The organism is Rhizobacter sp. SG703, assembly GCF_012275445.1.
Lineage (GTDB): Bacteria > Pseudomonadota > Gammaproteobacteria > Burkholderiales > Burkholderiaceae_C > Rhizobacter.
On record NZ_JAAZQK010000001.1, the window covers coordinates 326171 to 341568 of the forward strand.

The 15398-nt window shown below is 70.2% G+C and carries 16 protein-coding genes; 7 read left to right on the top strand and 9 right to left on the bottom strand.

Translation table 11 applies throughout. The features are described from left to right. Positions 1-84 precede the first annotated feature (84 nt). A complete protein-coding gene (locus FHT26_RS01310) occupies positions 85-864 on the top strand; it encodes an oxepin-CoA hydrolase, alternative type (RefSeq protein ID WP_168558390.1) in 780 nt (259 codons plus the stop codon). A gap of 102 nt (positions 865-966) precedes the next feature. Beyond that, the gene (locus FHT26_RS01315) at positions 967-1650 is read left to right on the top strand and encodes a histidine phosphatase family protein (protein WP_168558391.1); all 684 of its coding nucleotides are present in this window, start codon (positions 967-969) and stop codon (positions 1648-1650) included. A 344-nt stretch (positions 1651-1994) separates the two neighbouring features. On the opposite strand, the gene FHT26_RS01320 is transcribed toward FHT26_RS01315, so the two are convergent. Then, positions 1995-2771: a class II aldolase/adducin family protein gene (locus tag FHT26_RS01320; protein ID WP_168558392.1), complete on the bottom strand. Its 777-nt coding sequence runs from the start codon at positions 2769-2771 to the stop codon at positions 1995-1997. A gap of 92 nt (positions 2772-2863) precedes the next feature. On the opposite strand from FHT26_RS01320, the gene FHT26_RS01325 reads away from it, so the two are divergent. Genes FHT26_RS01325 through FHT26_RS01335 form a run of 3 tightly spaced genes read left to right on the top strand, consistent with a single transcriptional unit; the run spans position 2864 to position 5926 of the window. Further along, positions 2864-3568 (top strand): Crp/Fnr family transcriptional regulator, encoded by a 705-nt coding sequence (locus FHT26_RS01325; RefSeq protein WP_056808840.1) that lies wholly within the window; start codon positions 2864-2866, stop codon positions 3566-3568. A 30-nt stretch (positions 3569-3598) separates the two neighbouring features. Continuing rightward, complete coding sequence (locus FHT26_RS01330; protein ID WP_210427198.1) at positions 3599-4690, top strand: phosphotransferase family protein; 1092 nt, start codon at positions 3599-3601, stop codon at positions 4688-4690. 21 nt (positions 4691-4711) lie between these two features. Further along, on the top strand, positions 4712-5926 hold the full coding sequence (locus FHT26_RS01335) for an acyl-CoA dehydrogenase (protein ID WP_168558393.1): 1215 nt from the start codon (positions 4712-4714) through the stop codon (positions 5924-5926). Positions 5927-5932: 6 nt separating this feature from the next. Here FHT26_RS01335 and FHT26_RS01340 read toward each other — a convergent pair whose 3' ends face one another. Continuing rightward, positions 5933-6694: a hypothetical protein gene (locus FHT26_RS01340; RefSeq protein WP_168558394.1), complete on the bottom strand. Its 762-nt coding sequence runs from the start codon at positions 6692-6694 to the stop codon at positions 5933-5935. Positions 6695-6770: 76 nt separating this feature from the next. Between FHT26_RS01340 and FHT26_RS01345 the strand changes: the two genes are divergently transcribed. Further along, positions 6771-7463, top strand: a complete 693-nt coding sequence (locus FHT26_RS01345) for a glutathione binding-like protein (RefSeq protein ID WP_168558395.1) — start codon at positions 6771-6773, stop codon at positions 7461-7463. A 103-nt stretch (positions 7464-7566) separates the two neighbouring features. On the opposite strand, the gene FHT26_RS01350 is transcribed toward FHT26_RS01345, so the two are convergent. From FHT26_RS01350 to FHT26_RS01380, 7 genes are read right to left on the bottom strand one after another with little or no spacing between them, the layout of a single operon-like run. Further along, entirely contained in the window at positions 7567-8634 is a 1068-nt protein-coding gene (locus tag FHT26_RS01350) for an ABC transporter substrate-binding protein (RefSeq protein ID WP_168558396.1), read from the bottom strand. An 11-nt stretch (positions 8635-8645) separates the two neighbouring features. Continuing rightward, a complete protein-coding gene (locus tag FHT26_RS01355) occupies positions 8646-9863 on the bottom strand; it encodes an NAD(P)/FAD-dependent oxidoreductase (protein ID WP_168558397.1) in 1218 nt (405 codons plus the stop codon). Beyond that, positions 9860-11251 carry an NAD(P)/FAD-dependent oxidoreductase gene (locus FHT26_RS01360; RefSeq protein ID WP_168558398.1) on the bottom strand — a complete coding sequence of 464 codons (1392 nt, stop codon included), beginning with the start codon at positions 11249-11251 and terminating at the stop codon, positions 9860-9862. The genes FHT26_RS01355 and FHT26_RS01360 overlap by 4 nt, the downstream gene beginning before the upstream one ends. After that, positions 11248-11559: a (2Fe-2S)-binding protein gene (locus FHT26_RS01365; RefSeq protein WP_168558399.1), complete on the bottom strand. Its 312-nt coding sequence runs from the start codon at positions 11557-11559 to the stop codon at positions 11248-11250. The genes FHT26_RS01360 and FHT26_RS01365 overlap by 4 nt, the downstream gene beginning before the upstream one ends. Next, complete coding sequence (locus FHT26_RS01370) at positions 11559-12353, bottom strand: ABC transporter permease (RefSeq protein WP_168558400.1); 795 nt, start codon at positions 12351-12353, stop codon at positions 11559-11561. Before FHT26_RS01370 ends, FHT26_RS01365 begins: the two co-directional genes overlap by 1 nt. Positions 12354-12366: 13 nt before the next feature. Then, positions 12367-13239: an ABC transporter permease gene (locus FHT26_RS01375; RefSeq protein ID WP_349238081.1), complete on the bottom strand. Its 873-nt coding sequence runs from the start codon at positions 13237-13239 to the stop codon at positions 12367-12369. Then, entirely contained in the window at positions 13209-14297 is a 1089-nt protein-coding gene (locus FHT26_RS01380; RefSeq protein ID WP_168558402.1) for an ABC transporter ATP-binding protein, read from the bottom strand. Before FHT26_RS01380 ends, FHT26_RS01375 begins: the two co-directional genes overlap by 31 nt. Positions 14298-14462: 165 nt before the next feature. Between FHT26_RS01380 and FHT26_RS01385 the strand changes: the two genes are divergently transcribed. Beyond that, a complete protein-coding gene (locus FHT26_RS01385) occupies positions 14463-15275 on the top strand; it encodes an IclR family transcriptional regulator (RefSeq protein ID WP_168558403.1) in 813 nt (270 codons plus the stop codon). Positions 15276-15398 lie beyond the last annotated feature (123 nt).

Sequence of the window (15398 nt, forward strand, 5' to 3'; positions counted from 1 at the left end):
GAACGGGCCCAGAACGGCGCGTCCGGCACCCCATGCCACAATCGCGCGCCATGCGCCTGGCGCTGTCTGACGAATGGGATGGCCATGCCTTCTGAATTGCGTGCCGAACGACGTGACGGCGCCCTGGTGCTGACGATCAGCGACCCGGCTTCGCGCAACACGCTCTCCGAACAGGTCTTCACCGCCGGCATCGAATCGCTGGGCGTGGCCGAATCGGACCCCGACGTGCATTGCGTCGTGCTGCGCGGCGATGGCGAGCATTTCTGCGCCGGCGGCAACCTGCAGCGGCTGCGCGCGAACCGCGAGGCGCCGCCCGAGGTGCAGCGCGCGATGCTGGAGCGATTCCACGAGTTCGTCGAGGTATTGCGCGTGTTCCCGAAGCCGGTGATCGCGGCGGTCGAAGGCGCCGCGGCCGGCGGTGGCTTTGCGCTGGCGCTGGCCTGCGACCTGATCGTCGCGGCCGAGGATGCACGCTTCGTGATGTCGTACGGCCGCATCGGCCTGTCGCCCGACGGCGGCTCGACCTGGCAGCTGATGCAGCGCCTGCCGCGCGCGGTGGTGCTGCAGATGCTGTGGCTGGCCGAGCCGATGGGCGCGGCGCAGCTTCAGGCCTTGGGCCTTGTCAATTGGGTGACAGACAGTGGCCAGGCGCTGACCCAAGCTCTGGCGGTGGCCGAACGGCTGTCGCACCTGGCGCCGAACGCGGTGTCCAGCGTGAAGGAGCTGGTCAATGCATGGCCCGAGCGCAGCCTCTCGCAGCAGATGGCATCGGAGCGGGATCACTTCCTTGAGAACCTCTTTCATCGCAACGGCGGCGAAGGCCTGCAGGCCTTCCTGGACAAGCGCGCGCCGCACTTCGAATAGCGCGTGCCCGCGAGACCGCGGGCCGAGCGCCGGGCCGCTCCCAAGCCGGCCCGCGCTCCCCTCGGGGGAGTGGCCGGCGTACTCGCCGGTCGAGGGGCTGTCATGAGGCGACGCATCTACCTGATGCGGCATGGGTCGGTCGACTACTTTCGAGAAGACGGCAGCGCGGTGCCGCCGGACACGGTGCCGCTGAATGCCGTCGGCCGCGAGCAGGCCGATGCAGCGGGCCGGTTGTTCGCGCAATGCGGCGTGCAATTCGACAGCGTGCTCGTCAGCGGATTGCCGCGCACGGTCGAGACCGCGACGCGCGTGCTGGCCGCGGGCGCGCAGCCGGCCTTGCAACTGCTGCACGAGCACGCGCTCGAAGAGATCCGCCCAGGCCGCCTGGCCGACATCCCGAAGCACGAGATCGAGGCCGCCTTCCTCGGCGCGTTCCGCATCGGCCCGGACGTGCAATCGCAGCGCTTCCTCGGGGGCGAATCGGTCGGCGAGCTGCTCGACCGCGTGCTGCCGGCCTTCGACGCGCTGCTCGCGCGCGACGACTGGCAATGCCTGCTGATGGTGATGCACGGCGGCGTGAACCGCGCGTTGCTGTCGCGCGTGCTGGCCGGCGAGCGCGCCTTCTTCGGCCGGCTCGAACAGGCGCCGGCCTGCATCAACGTGATCGACGTCGGCACGAACGACCAGATCGTGCGCGCCGTCAACCTCGCGCCCACGCAATGGCTGCACGAGCGCGAGACGATGACGACGATGGAGAAGCTGCTGGCGCAGTACATGCGCCCATAGTCCGGATCCGATCCGGGACTCAACCCCCATTTGTTCGCTTGTCACACCCGAAGGAGCAGAGCGCTGCCCGAAGGCGCGTGGGGGGAGGCCGTGGCGCGCCAATCAGGGCGGGTCGCCGGAGCTGGCTGGTTTGGTGGCCCCGCGCGCAGCGCGTTCGTGAACTGACTGTCGCCGACTGTCTGACCACAGCGAACGAAGTGAGCGGCGGGAGTTTCGGCGACGGGCCATCGAACCAGTCAGCGGAGGGAAGTCATCGGCCCCCCAGGGGGCCGATGACCGACCCGTCCGGCGCGCCACGGCCTCCTCCCACGCGCCTTTCGCGCCACCATGCGAACGACAGCAACCTACGTCCGATACCCCCCATCGATCCGATCCAGCCGCCGCAACAACCCCGGCCACGTCAACGCCCCCGCCCCCATCCCCCGCGTCGCCACCCTCGCCTGCTCCGCCGCGGTCTGGATGATCTGCGGGTCGATGTGGATCAGCGGCGCACCACCCGCCATCGCACGGACCTGGATCGTGCACACCGTCTCGAAGAAGTACATCGCCAGCACCGCATCGGCCACCGTCGGCCCGACCGTCAGCAACCCGTGGTTGCGCAGCATCAGGTAGGTCGCGCGGCCGAGGTCCTTCACCAGCCGCGGCTTCTCGTCGTCGCGCAGCGCGACGCCTTCGTAGTCGTGGTACGCGAGGCTGGACAGGATGAAGATCGACTGCTGCGACAACGGCAGCACGCCGCCCTTCTGCGCCGACACCGCCAGGCCGTTCAGCGTGTGCGTGTGCAGCACGCACTGCGCATCGTGGCGCGCCGAATGGATCGCGCTGTGGATCGTGAAACCCGCAGGGTTCACCGGGAACGGCGTGTCGTCGAGCTTGTTGCCCTGCAGGTCGATCTTCACCAGGCTCGACGCGGTGATCTCGTCGAACATCAGCCCGTACGGGTTGATCAGGAAGCGGTCTTCCTCGCCCGGCACGCGCGCGGTGATGTGGGTAAACACCAAGTCGTCCCACTTGAAATGCGCCACCAGCCGGTACGCCGCGGCCAGGTCCACGCGGGTCTGCCATTCGGCATCGCTGACGCGGCCCTCGCGGCTCGGGATGTCCAGCACTCGATCGCCCATGTGCACTCTCCTCGTGAAGGGAATCCGCGCACTCTTTCAGCAATCGCCTTCATGGACAATGAGGTCGCACCCTGTCACGTCAGAGACAAAACATGAATACCCCCGTTCTTACAATCGATGAGCAGGCCAACATCGAATCGGGTTCGTGGTTCTCCAAACTCTCGCAGCCATTGCGCAATGCCATCCTCTCGCGGGCCGTCGTGCGCCGCGTGCACGACGGCGCCTTGCTGTCGTCGCGCGGCGAAGCGGCCGACGAATGGTGCGGCGTCGCGAAGGGCGCGGTGCGGGTCAGCTCGGTCTCGCTGTCCGGCAAGCAGATCACGCTGACCTACGTGGAGCCCGGCCTGTGGTTCGGCGACATCTCGCTGTTCGACGGCCTGCCGCGCACGCACGATGCAAACGCGCATGGCGCGACCACGCTGCTCGTGGTGCGCAAGGCCGATTTCCGCGAGCTGCTGTCGCAGCACACCGAGCTCTACGAAGCGCTGCTGAAGCTGAATTGCCGCCGGCTGCGCCTGATGTTCGACGTGGTCGAAGACCTCAACACGATGCCGCTCGCGGCGCGGCTGGCCAAGCAGATCCTGCTGCTGTCGCGCAGCTATGGCATCGAACAAGGCCAGGAGATCCGCATCGGCCTGCAGCTCGCGCAGGAAGACCTGGCGCAGCTGCTCGGTGCCTCGCGCCAGCGCGTCAACCAGGAGCTGAAGGGCTTCGAGCGCGACGGCGCGGTGCGCATCGAGCCGACGCGGCTGGTGGTGCTGTCGAAGGACAAGCTGCTGGCGATCTCCGAACGCTGAGTTCCCGACGCTGACCAGGGGCTGGACCGCATGGACGCCTACACCGGAACCAAACCCGTCGCCGACTCGCACGCGTTCGACGCGGCCGCGTTGCAGGCCCACCTGCAGGTCGCGCTGCCGGGGTTCGGCGGGCCGCTGCAGGTCGAGCAGTTCAAGGGCGGCCAGTCGAACCCGACCTACAAGCTGGTGACGCCGTCGCGCTCGTACGTGATGCGCACCAAGCCCGGCCCGGCCGCGAAGCTGCTGCCGTCGGCGCATGCGATCGAGCGCGAGTTCCGCGTGATGCGCGCGCTGCACGGCAGTGCCGTGCCGGTGCCCGAGATGCTGCTGCTGTGCGAGGACGAATCGGTGATCGGCCGCGCGTTCTACATCATGGAGTTCGTGCAGGGCCGCGTGCTGTGGGAGCAGTCGCTGCCCGGCTTCGATGCGGCCGAGCGCGGCCGCCTCTACGACGAGATGAACCGCGTGATGGCGGCGCTGCACCAGGTCGACGTCGCGGCCGCGGGCCTGGCCGACTATGGCAAGCCGGGCAACTACTTCGAGCGCCAGATCGCGCGCTGGAGCAAGCAGTACCAGGCCTCGGTCACGCAGCCGATCGACGCGATGGACGAGCTCGCGCAGTGGCTGCCGGCCCACATGCCGGCCAGCGCGCGCGACGAATCGCAGGTGTCTGTGGTGCACGGCGACTACCGGCTCGACAACCTGGTGTTCCACCCGAGCGAGCCGCGCGTGCTGGCGGTGCTCGACTGGGAGCTGTCGACGCTCGGCCACCCGCTGGCCGATTTCAGCTACCACTGCATGTCGTGGCACATCCCGCCCGGCGCGTTCCGCGGCATCGGCGGGCTCGACCTGGCCGCGCTCGGCATCCCCGCCGAAGCGGCCTATGTGCGCTGCTACTGCGAGCGCACCGGCCGCACCGACCCGCAGGCGGTGATGGCCGACTGGAACTTCTACATGGCCTACAACCTGTTCCGCATGGCCGGCATCCTGCAAGGCATCGCGAAGCGGGTCGAAGACGGCACCGCGTCGAGCGCGCAGGCGCGCCAGGCCGGCGCCGGCGCGCGGCCGCTGGCCGAGATGGGCTGGCGGATTGCACAACACGGCGCCCGGCACGGCACCTGACCACCCTCCGGAGACCCCAGCATGGACTTCAGCTACTCCCCGCGCACCCAGGACCTGCAGGCCCGGGTGGCCGGTTTCATGGACCAGCACATCTTCCCGGCCGAGGCCGCCTTCAACGAGGAGATCGAGGCCAACACCCGCGCCGGCAAGCGCTGGACGCCGCTGCAGCTGATCGAGGGGCTGAAGACGAAGGCGCGCGCGCAAGGGCTGTGGAACCTGTTCCTGCCCGAGAGCGAACTGGGCGCCGGCCTGACGAACCAGGAGTACGCACCGCTGGCCGAGCTGATGGGCCGCGTGCCCTGGGCCAGCGAGGTGTTCAACTGCTCGGCGCCGGACACCGGCAACATGGAGACCATCGTCCGCTACGGCACGGCCGAGCAGAAGAAGCGCTGGCTCGAGCCGCTGCTCGACGGCAAGATCCGCAGCGCGTTCGCGATGACCGAACCCGACGTGGCCTCGTCGGACGCGACCAACATCGAGTCGAGCATCCGCCGCGACGGCGACGACTACGTGATCAACGGCCGCAAGTGGTGGATCTCGGGCGCCGGCGACCCGCGCTGCGCGGTCTACATCTTCATGGGCAAGACCGACCCCGAGGCGCCGCGGCATTCGCAGCAGTCGATGATCCTGGTGCCGGCCGACACGCCGGGGGTGAAGGTGCTGCGCCCGCTGCCGGTGTTCGGTTATGACGACGCGCCGCACGGCCACTGCGAGATGAGCTTCACGAACGTGCGCGTGCCGGCCGGCAACATGCTGCTCGGCGAAGGCCGCGGCTTCGAGATCGCGCAGGGCCGGCTCGGGCCGGGCCGCATCCACCACTGCATGCGGCTGATCGGGCTGGCCGAGCGGGCGCTGGAGCTGATGTGCAAGCGGGCCTCGTCGCGCGTCGCGTTCGGCCGCAAGGTGGCCGAGCAGGGGGTCACGCGCGAGCGCATCGCCGAGGCGCGATGCAAGATCGAACAGGCTCGGCTGCTGACGCTGAAGGCCGCGTGGATGATGGACGTCGCCGGCAACAAGACCGCGAAGGCCGAGATCGCGATGATCAAGGTGGTGGCGCCATCGATGGCCTGCCAGGTGATCGACTGGGCGATGCAGGTGCACGGCGGTGCCGGCATGTGCGACGACTTCCCGCTGGCTTACTTCTACACCGCGGCACGCACGCTGCGCTTCGCCGACGGGCCGGACGAAGTGCACCGCAATGCGATCGCGAAGATGGAGCTGGGCAAGTACGCCTGAGTCGGCTCAGTGCCTCGACCGGTCCTTCGGATCGTCGGGGCCCAGCTGGGTCTGCCATGCGGTCGACGAGGTGCTGGGCCAGCCGCTGGCTGCGCCGCTGTCGCCCGCGCCCATGCCGCCGGCCACCCGCACCGCCTGCAGCACCGCCACCTCGAACAGCCCGATCGCCTGCTTCACCGACGCCAGGTCGGGGCTGGCCAGCTGCAGACGCAGGTAGACCCGCCCGCGCAGCAGCATCAGCACGAACGGCGGCTCCTGCGCCAGCAGGTTGCCGCTGGCCTCTTCGAGCTGCCGCGCCAGCGCGCCCTCGACCCACGACGCCGCCACCTGCGGCGTGTTGCCGACCAGCCCGAAGCGCATGCGCACCGCCTTCGACGCGGCGAACGTGACCTTCGCGAACATCGCGAGCCAGCGCATCTCTTCGGGCGTGGCGCCGTCGATCACGGTCTGCGTGCTTTCGGTGAAGCGCTCGAAGGTCTGGCGCTCGAGTGTCTCGCGCAACGGCTGCGACAGCAGCAGCACCTGCAGGTTCGGCGGCAGGCCGAGTTCCATGCGCAGGCGCAGCTCATGGCCTTCGATGTAGAAGCGCTGCGGCGCGCCCCATTCGAGGCGCCACGGCTTGCTGTCCATGCCGCCGTCGATGACGAAGCCTTCTTCTTCGCGGACGCGCTTGAAGGCCATCTTGCTGTCGCGCGCCCATTCCGACACCGCCCGCCAGTCCGGGCCGTCGGGCCTGCCTGAGATCAGTCGTTTGAGCGCGTCGAGCATGAAGGCCGTGCTTGAACTAGAGTCGCAATCCACGCAGCACGCCCGTGCTGCAGAAAGACGACCTGAGGAAAACAAGATGATCGAAGTGTATTCGTGGGCCACGCCCAATGGCCACAAAGTTCACATCATGCTCGAGGAGTGCGGGCTGCCGTACCGGGTGACGGCGGTGGACATCGGGGCCGGCGACCAGTTCAAGCCCGAGTTCCTCGCGATCAGCCCGAACAACAAGATCCCCGCGATCGTCGACCCCGACGGGCCGGAAGGCCGACCGATCTCGCTGTTCGAATCGGGCGCCATCCTGATGTACCTCGCCGGCAAGACCGGCCACCTGCTGCCGACCGGCACCGCCGCGCGCTACGAGGTGCTGGAGTGGCTGATGTTCCAGATGGGCGGCATCGGTCCGATGCTCGGCCAGGCGCATCACTTCCGCATCTACGCGCCCGAGAAAATCGAGTACGCGATCAACCGCTACACCAATGAGGCGAAGCGCCTGTACGGCGTGCTCGACAAGCGGCTCGCGAAGTCGAAGTACGTCGCCGGCCCGGAATACAGCATCGCCGACATCGCGATCTTCCCGTGGCTGCGGTCGTGGAAGAACCAAGGCATCGACTGGGCCGACTACCCGCACCTGAAAGGCTGGTTCGACGAGATCGCCGCCCGCCCGGCGGTGCAGCGCGGCGTGGCCGTGCTGGCCGAGCATCGCAAGCCGCTCAACGACGAGAAGGCCCGCAACGCCCTGTTCGGCAAGCAGCAATACGAGCGTCGCTAGAGCAAACGGCCCCCCAGTCGCTTCGCTCCTGCCCCCAAGGGGCGCCACCCCAGGGGCCCGGCAAAGCCGGTTCCCCGGGGCGTTGCTTGATCGTCAGATAGCGTCACTTCTCTATGGTCTTGTTCCAGCGTGCGTTCCACGCTGGTCTGTTGGCATTGATGCTCTCCCAGTCGAGCGTCACCGCGTTCTTCATCCACTGGGAGATCTGCGCGACCTGCGCCGCGCCCTCGCCCACCGCGGGTGCCTTCGGGTTGGTCGGGATCTGGCTGCCGTACTGCAGCACGTTGGCCTGCGCCAGCGGGCTCAGCAGGAACTCGGCGAGCTTCTGCGCCAGCTCGGGTTCGCTGTTGTTCGCGATCACGCACTGGCCGACCATCAGCACCACCGAGCCTTCCTTGGGCTGCGCGTACTCCACCGGGATGCCCTTGACCTTCAGCGCGGCCACCGCGGTCGGCGTCAGCGGGAACAGTGCCGCCTCGCCGGTCTGCACCATCTCGGACAGCTTGGCCGAACTCGGGATGTACTCCAGCACGTTCGGCCCGATCTTCTCCGGCCAGGCCTTGAAGCCGGGCTCGACGTTCTTGTCGTTGCCGCCCTGGATGCGGTTGAACATCAGGAAGCCGTGCAGCCCGAAGGACGACGACGACACCGACTGGAACACCACCTTGCCCTTGAACTTCGGATCGGCGAAATCCATCCACGAGGTCGGCGCGGCCCAGCCCTTCTCGGTGAACATCTTCTTGTTGTAGGCGATGCCGGTCATGCCGAGGCTGACGCCGCTGGCCATGTCGTCCTTGAAGCGCGCCGCCGGGTAGATCTCGTTCAGTGCCGGGCTCGGCCGCTGCTTCTCGCACAGGCCCATGCCGATCGCGCGCACCATGATGCCGTCGTCGAGGAACATCACGTGCATCTGCGGCTTGTCCTTGTTGGCCTGCGCCTTCGCGAGGATGTCCGACGAGGTGCCCGGCACCACGACGACCTTGGCGCCGTACAGCTTCTCGAAGGCCGGGAACACGTACTGGGTGTACGCCTTCTCCATCGTGCCGCCGTTCATGCCGATGTAGATCGTCTTGGCCTGCGCCTGCGCGGCGCCGGCAGACAGCAGCGCGGCCGCGGCGGCCACGGCCCCCAGCCAGTGACGGCGCGTGCGGAGCGGGAAGGTGCTTGGCATGGTCGATCCTTTCAACGGTGGGACAACACGGGAAGCGAAGTGGGACGTGAAGCGGCAGCCATCGCGGCCGCCGCGGGCGCCGCCGATGCGGCCGGCGCCTGCGCGGCGCCGGGCTGGGCCGCGAAGCGCTCGATGCCGAACGCGCCGATCGGCGTGCTGCTGCGGCCGTCGCGGGCCAGCTCGGCCAGCACCTCGCCGACGGCCGGCCCGATCTGGAACCCGGCACCGGCGAAGCCGAAGCCGTGGATCAGTCCGGGCATCGTGCGGCTGCAGCCGAGCACCGGTTCGCGGTCGGGCAGGTAGCCTTCGGTGCCGCTCCAGGTGCGGATCAGCTGCGCATCGCGCAGCGCGGGGATCAGCTCGACGGCCTGGCGCGCCAGCGTCGTGATCGCCTGCCGGTCCGAGCGTGCGCGGTCGGCGTCGAGCGCCACGCCCGCGCCGCCGCCCAGCACCAGGTTGCCGCGCGCGACCTGCCGGCAGTAGATGCCGCCGCCCTCGACGCCCAGGCTCCAGTCCATGAAATGCGGCATCGGTTCGGTGACCGCCATCGCCGGGTGGCCGGAATGCATCGGCACCGGCTCGCCGAACTGCGCCGCGAGCTGGCCGGCCCACGCGCCGGCGCAGTTCAGCAGCAGCGGCGCGCGCACCTCCAGCGTGGGGCCGCAGCGCAGCGTGAAGCCGGCGCGGTCGCCGATCACCTCGTCGACCGGCGTGCGTTCGAACACCAGCGCGCCGGCGCGCTCGGCGGCGCGCGCGAACGCCGGCGAAACCAGCCGCGGATTGGCCTGGCCGTCCGCGGGGCACAGCGAGCCGCCGACCGCCTTCGCGCCCAGCCACGGGCAGCGCGCGCGCAGGCGCTCGCCGGAGATCAGCTCCAGGTCGAGGTCGAAGCCCTGGCTCAGCGCGCGGTAGCGTTCCAGCGAGGCCATGTCGGCCGCACTGCGGGCGATCTTGAAATGCCCGCTGCGCTCGTACTCGCCGTCGGTGCCGATCAGCTCGGGCAGCCGGCCCCACAGTTCGTGCGCGCGCTGCGCGAGCGGCAGCTGCGACAACGGCCGGCCCTGCCGCCGCACGCCGCCGTAGTTGACGCCGCTGGAGCGCGAGCCGCACAGGTCGCGTTCGAGCAGCACCACCTTCAGCCCCATGCGGCGCAACGCGAGCGCGGCCGAGCTGCCGACGATGCCGCCGCCGACGATCGCGACATCGGTGACGCAGCGCCGGGCCGTCATGCGGCGGCCTCCGGCTCGGGCACGGCCGACGGCGCGGACGACAACGCGGACAACGGCACCGGCTTGATCGGCGCCTGCCCGCGCAGCCGGCCCACCTCGCCGACCGGCCGGCCGCAGGCCTGCGCCAGGATCTCGGTCGCCGCGACGCCGCACATGCGGCCTTGGCAGCGGCCCATGCCGACGCGCGACAGCGCCTTCAGCCGGTTGATGTCGTCGGCGCCGGTCTCGCGCACGGTGCGGCGCAATTGCCCGGCGCTGAGGTGCTCGCAGCGGCACACGATGAGCTCGTCGTCGGCACGCGCCGCCCAGTCGATCGGGAACGGGAACGCCCGTTCGAGGCCGCGCCGGAACGGCCGGAGGCCGGCCAGGCGTTGCTCCAGTGCACGCGCCCGCGCCGCATCGACCGGCAGGCCGCGGTCTTCGAGCAGCGCCAGCGCCGCGCGCTCGCCGGCCCACTCGGCCGCATCGGCCCCGAGGATGCCGGCACCGTCGCCGGCCAGGTACAGGCCCGGCACGCTGCTGCGCCCTGCCGCGTCGCGCAGCGGCAGGTGCGCGCGCTGCAGCTCGTCGAAGGCGAAGCGGCAGCCGAGCAGGTCGGGAAGCTGGGTTTCCGAGCGCAGCGCATGGCCGATGCCGACGGCGTCGCATTCGATCGCCTGCAGGCGATCGCCCTGCTCGAACTCCACGCCCTCGACCCGCTCGCCACCCACGATCCGCAGCGGCCGCGCATCGCGCACGATGGGCACGCCGTGCGCGCGCAGCCACGCGACGTACCACGCGCCCTTCATCAGGATCGCCGGCCGCGTCAGCATCATCGGCAGCGCCGCGACCTGGTCGGCCAGCCGCGCGCTGTCGAGCACCGCGACGACGCGCGCCCCGGCCTTCGCATACTGGTACGCGACCAGGTACAGCAGCGGCCCGCTGCCCATCAGCACCACGCGCTCGCCGATCGCACAGCCCTGGAACTTCAGCGCCACCTGCGCGCCGCCGAGCGTGGTGACGCCGGGCAGCGTCCAGCCCGGCACCGGCAGCACGCGATCGGTGGCACCGGTGGCGACGATCAGCCCGTCGTACGGCAGGCGTTCGATGCGGCCGCGCTGAAGCACGTCGAGCACGCCGCCTTGCGCGTTCCACACCAGGCTGTCGGGCCGGTGGTCGATGCGGTCGGCGAGCGCGTCGGCCGCGGCATGCAGCGCGACCGCGCGCGCCGCCTCGCTGCCGTACAGCTCGGCCGGCGAGCGGCGGAAATGCGCCGGCGGGCGCCGGTAGACCTGGCCGCCGGCGCGCGGCGCCTCGTCGACCAGCACCGGCCGCAGGCCGTGTGCCGCGAGCGCCTGCGCGGCGCGCACGCCAGCCGGGCCGGCGCCGACGATCACCGGTGGCGTCATGCCGCGCCCTCCCCGCTCAGCAAGGCCATGCCCGGTGCGATGAAGGTCGAGCAGGCGCGCAGCCGCTCGCCGTCCGCCGTTGCGATCCAGCAGTCCTGGCAGGCGCCCATCAGGCAGAAGCCGGCCCGCGGCGCGCCGCTGAACTCGTTGCGGCGCAGGCGGTCGCGCTGCGTCAGCACCGCGGTCAGCACGGTGTCGCCTTCGAGCGCGGCGGCCGGCGCGCCGTCGAGCGTGAAGGCCACGCGCGCGCGGCCGGTCTCGGCCAGGCGCACCAGCAGCGGTCGGCGCGGTGTCGGTGCATCGGTCATCAGCGCCGCCCCACCAGCACGCGGTCGAGCCCGTAGGCGCGGTCGAGCAGCACCATCGCGAGGGCCGTCACGCCGACCATCAGCGCCGACACCGCGGCCATCAGCGGGTCGATCGATTCGGTCGCATACATGTACATGCGCACCGGCAGCGTCACCGTGCTCGGCGCGGTCACGAAGATCGACATCGTCACCTCGTCGAAGCTGTTGATGAAGGCCAGCATCCAGCCGCCGGTGACGCCGGGCAGGATCATCGGCAGCGTGATGCGCCGGAACACGGTGAAGTGGCCGGCGCCGAGCGAGGCCGCCGCCTGCTCCGCGCTGCGGTCGAAGCCGACCAGCGCCGCCACCACCAGGCGCAGCGCGTACGGCGTGACGATCAGCGCATGCGCGAACACCAGGAAGCCGAAGCTGCCGCTGCCGCCGACCAGTGCGAACAGCCGCAGCAGCGCGACGCCGAGCACCAGGTGCGGAATGATCAGCGGCGACAGGAACAGCCCGTTCAGGAACTCCCGCCCGGCAAAGCGGTGGCGGGTGATCGCCAGGCCGGCCGGCACCGCGAGCAGCGTCGAGAGCGTGGCCGAACCGAGCGCCAGCCACAGGCTGTTCCAGAACGACTGCATGAAATCCGGATGCTCGAACACCGCGCGGAACCAGCGCAGCGAGAAGCTGGTGGTCGGCAGCGTCAGCGTGTTCTCGGGCGTGAACGCGACCAGGCACACGACGACCAGCGGCGCCAGCATGAAGGCGATCACGAGCGCGTGGAATGCGAGGGCGAGCGGGCCGTTGCGGTTCATCGGCGGCGCCCCATCAGCCCAGCGCGCGCCGGTAGCGCCCTTCGACCAGCCGGTTCCAGCCCAGCATCACCGCGAGGTTGGCGGCCAGCAGCGTCAGCGCGACCGCGGCGCCGAGCGGCCAGTTGAGCTCGTGCAGGTACTCGTCGTAGACCACGGTCGCGACCATCTTCAGCCGGCGTCCGCCGAGCAGCCCCGGGATCGCGAACGAACTGGCCGCGAGGCCGAACACGATCAGGCTGCCCGACAGGATGCCCGGCATCACCTGCGGCAGCACGATGCGGCGCAGCGCGGTGAACGGCGAGGCCTTCAGCGACAGCGCGGCGTCGGCGATGCCGGGGTCGAGCTTCTGCAGCGAGGTCCAGACCGGGATCACCATGAAGGGCAGCATCACGTGCACCAGCGCGATGACGACCGCCGTCTCGGTGTACAGCAGCTTGAACGGCCCGAGGCCGAGCGCGCCGAGCGCCGCGTTGACCAGGCCCTCGGGGCCGAGCAGCATGCTCCAGCCGAACGCCCGCACCACCACCGAGACCAGCAGCGGCGCCAGCACCACCAGCAGCATCGCCGAGCGCCACGGGTTGCGCATGCGGCTCAGCACCCAGGCCTCGGGCGCGCCGACCAGCACGCAGATCAGCGCCACCAGCGCCGAGATGCGGAAGGTGCGCCAGAAGATGCCGTGGTAGTACGGGTCGCCGAACACCATCGCGTAGTGGGCCAGCGTGAACTCGCCGGCACGCGCGCCGGTGGCCGGGTCGTAGACGTTGAAGGACAGCACCGCGGTCAGCGCGAGCGGCACCAGCAGCAGCCCGGTGAACAGCAGCGCGGCCGGGGCGCTCAGCCACCACGGAGCCCACTTCAACGCACGGTCTCCTGCACGGCACGCGATGCAGTGCCGGCCGCCACCTCGGACGGCAGCAGCCGGCTGCCCTGCACCGGCCAGTCGATGCCGGCACGCTGCCCGGTCTCGAGCGCGGCGCGGCCGTCGTTCGGGCACAGCACGGCCAGCACGCCGACCGCGGTGTCGACGCGGTACAACCACTGGCTGCCGAGGAAGAAGCGCTCGGCGACCTCGCCGTCGAGCCGGCCGCTGCCGGGCGGCACGAACTGCAGCTTCTCCGGCCGCACGCTCAGCAGCACCGCGGCGCCGGGGCGGTGGCCGGTGTCGTCGACCACCACGCGCAGCGGGCCGACCTGCACCGCGCCTTCGCCGTTGACGCGCGCCTCCAGCAGGTTGGCCTTGCCGACGAAGGTGGAAATGAAGCGGGTGCGCGGGTGGTCGTAGACGCGCTGCGGACGGTCGACCTGCGTCGCCCGGCCCTGCTCCATCACGACGACACGGTCGCTGATCGACATCGCCTCGCCCTGGTCGTGCGTGACCATCACCGTGGTGGTGCCGACCTGGCGCTGGATGCGGCGCAGCTCGAACTGCATCTCCTCGCGCAGCTGGGCATCGAGGTTGGACAGCGGCTCGTCGAGCAGCAGCACCGGCGGCTCGATCACCAGCGCGCGCGCCAGCGCCACGCGCTGGCGCTGGCCGCCGGACAGTTCGCGCGGGTACTTGCCGGCATGTGCTTCCAGGTGCACCAGCGCCAGCGCGGCGCGCACGCGCTCGAGCCGCTCGGCGCGCGGCATCCTGCGCATCTCGAGCCCGAAGGCCACGTTCGCGCTGACCGTCATGTGCGGAAACAGCGCATAGGTCTGGAACACGATGCCCAGCCCGCGGGTGTTGGCCTTGGCCTGCGTGATGTCGCGGCCGTCGAGCTCGATGCGGCCGCGCGTCACCGGCTCGAAGCCGGCCACCATCTGCAGCGTGGTCGTCTTGCCGCAACCCGACGGCCCGAGCAGCGAGACGAACTCGCCCTTCTCGACCGACAGGCTCAGGTCGGCGACCGCGCAGGTGTCGCCGTAGAACTTGGTCACGCCCGTCAACTGCAGGAAAGACATGGAGGCCCTCGCTTGCCGAATCCCCGAACCGATGTTTCAAATCGATTGCAAGTTGCAAGCCATCTTGAACCTGACATTCCGATGAATCAAATACTTTGTTTCATGATTTCGCTCAATGGAATACTCTTCGGCTGACCGAACCCGGAGATTCCACAGGATAGAGCCATGAGCGAAGACAGTCCGTCGACCGCCGCCGCCAGCCGGCTGTTTGCCGTGATCCGTGCGCTGGCGCAGGTGCACGCCGATGGGGGGCGGGTCACGCAGATTGCACGCAGCGTGGGCCTGACACAGGCGACGACGCACCGGCTGCTGCAGTCGCTGGTGGCCGAGGGCATGGTCGAGCAGGACGCGCGCAGCAAGCTCTACCGGCTGGGCATCGAGTTCTTCGCGCTGGCCGCGACGGCCGGCAACCCGGCCGACCTGCGCACGCTATGCCGGCCGGCGCTGCTGCGGCTGTGCGCGAGCCTGGGCGACAGCATCTTCCTGCTGGCGCGCAGCGGCTTCGACGCGGTGTGCCTGGACCGCAGCGAGGGGCCGTTCCCGATCCGCTCGTTCACCGGCGACGTCGGCGGGCGCGTCGCGCTCGGCGTCGGCCAGGGGGCGCTGGCGATCCTCGCGTTCCTGCCGGAGGCCGAGCGCGAGGAGGTGATCCGCTTCAACCTGTCGCGGGTGCGCGAGTACGGCGTGTACGACGAGGTCTACCTGCGCACCGAGATCGATCGCGTGCGGCAGGCCGGCTTCGCCGGGCGCAACACCGGCTTGCTGGAAGGCATGGCGGGCGTCGCGGTGCCGGTGCTCGACCGCGAGGGACGCGCGGTGGCCGCGCTGTCGGTGGGCACGATCTCCGACCGGCTCAACGCCGACCGCATGCCGACCGTGGTGGAACTGCTGAAGCGCGAGGCGGCCGCGATCGGGCCGCGCATCCACCCGTTCGACCCGAGCCTGCGGCGGCCGGCGCAAAGCCTGGCGTCGCGCTGAACCGGAAGCGGGCTGTCGGACGGCACTGATCGGCGCGTCGGACCCATCTCCGTCGGATACACGGCCGGCAACCAATTGGGGCTTGCCGCCCGCGGCGGCACAGTCTTCAATGGGAGGCGCTGG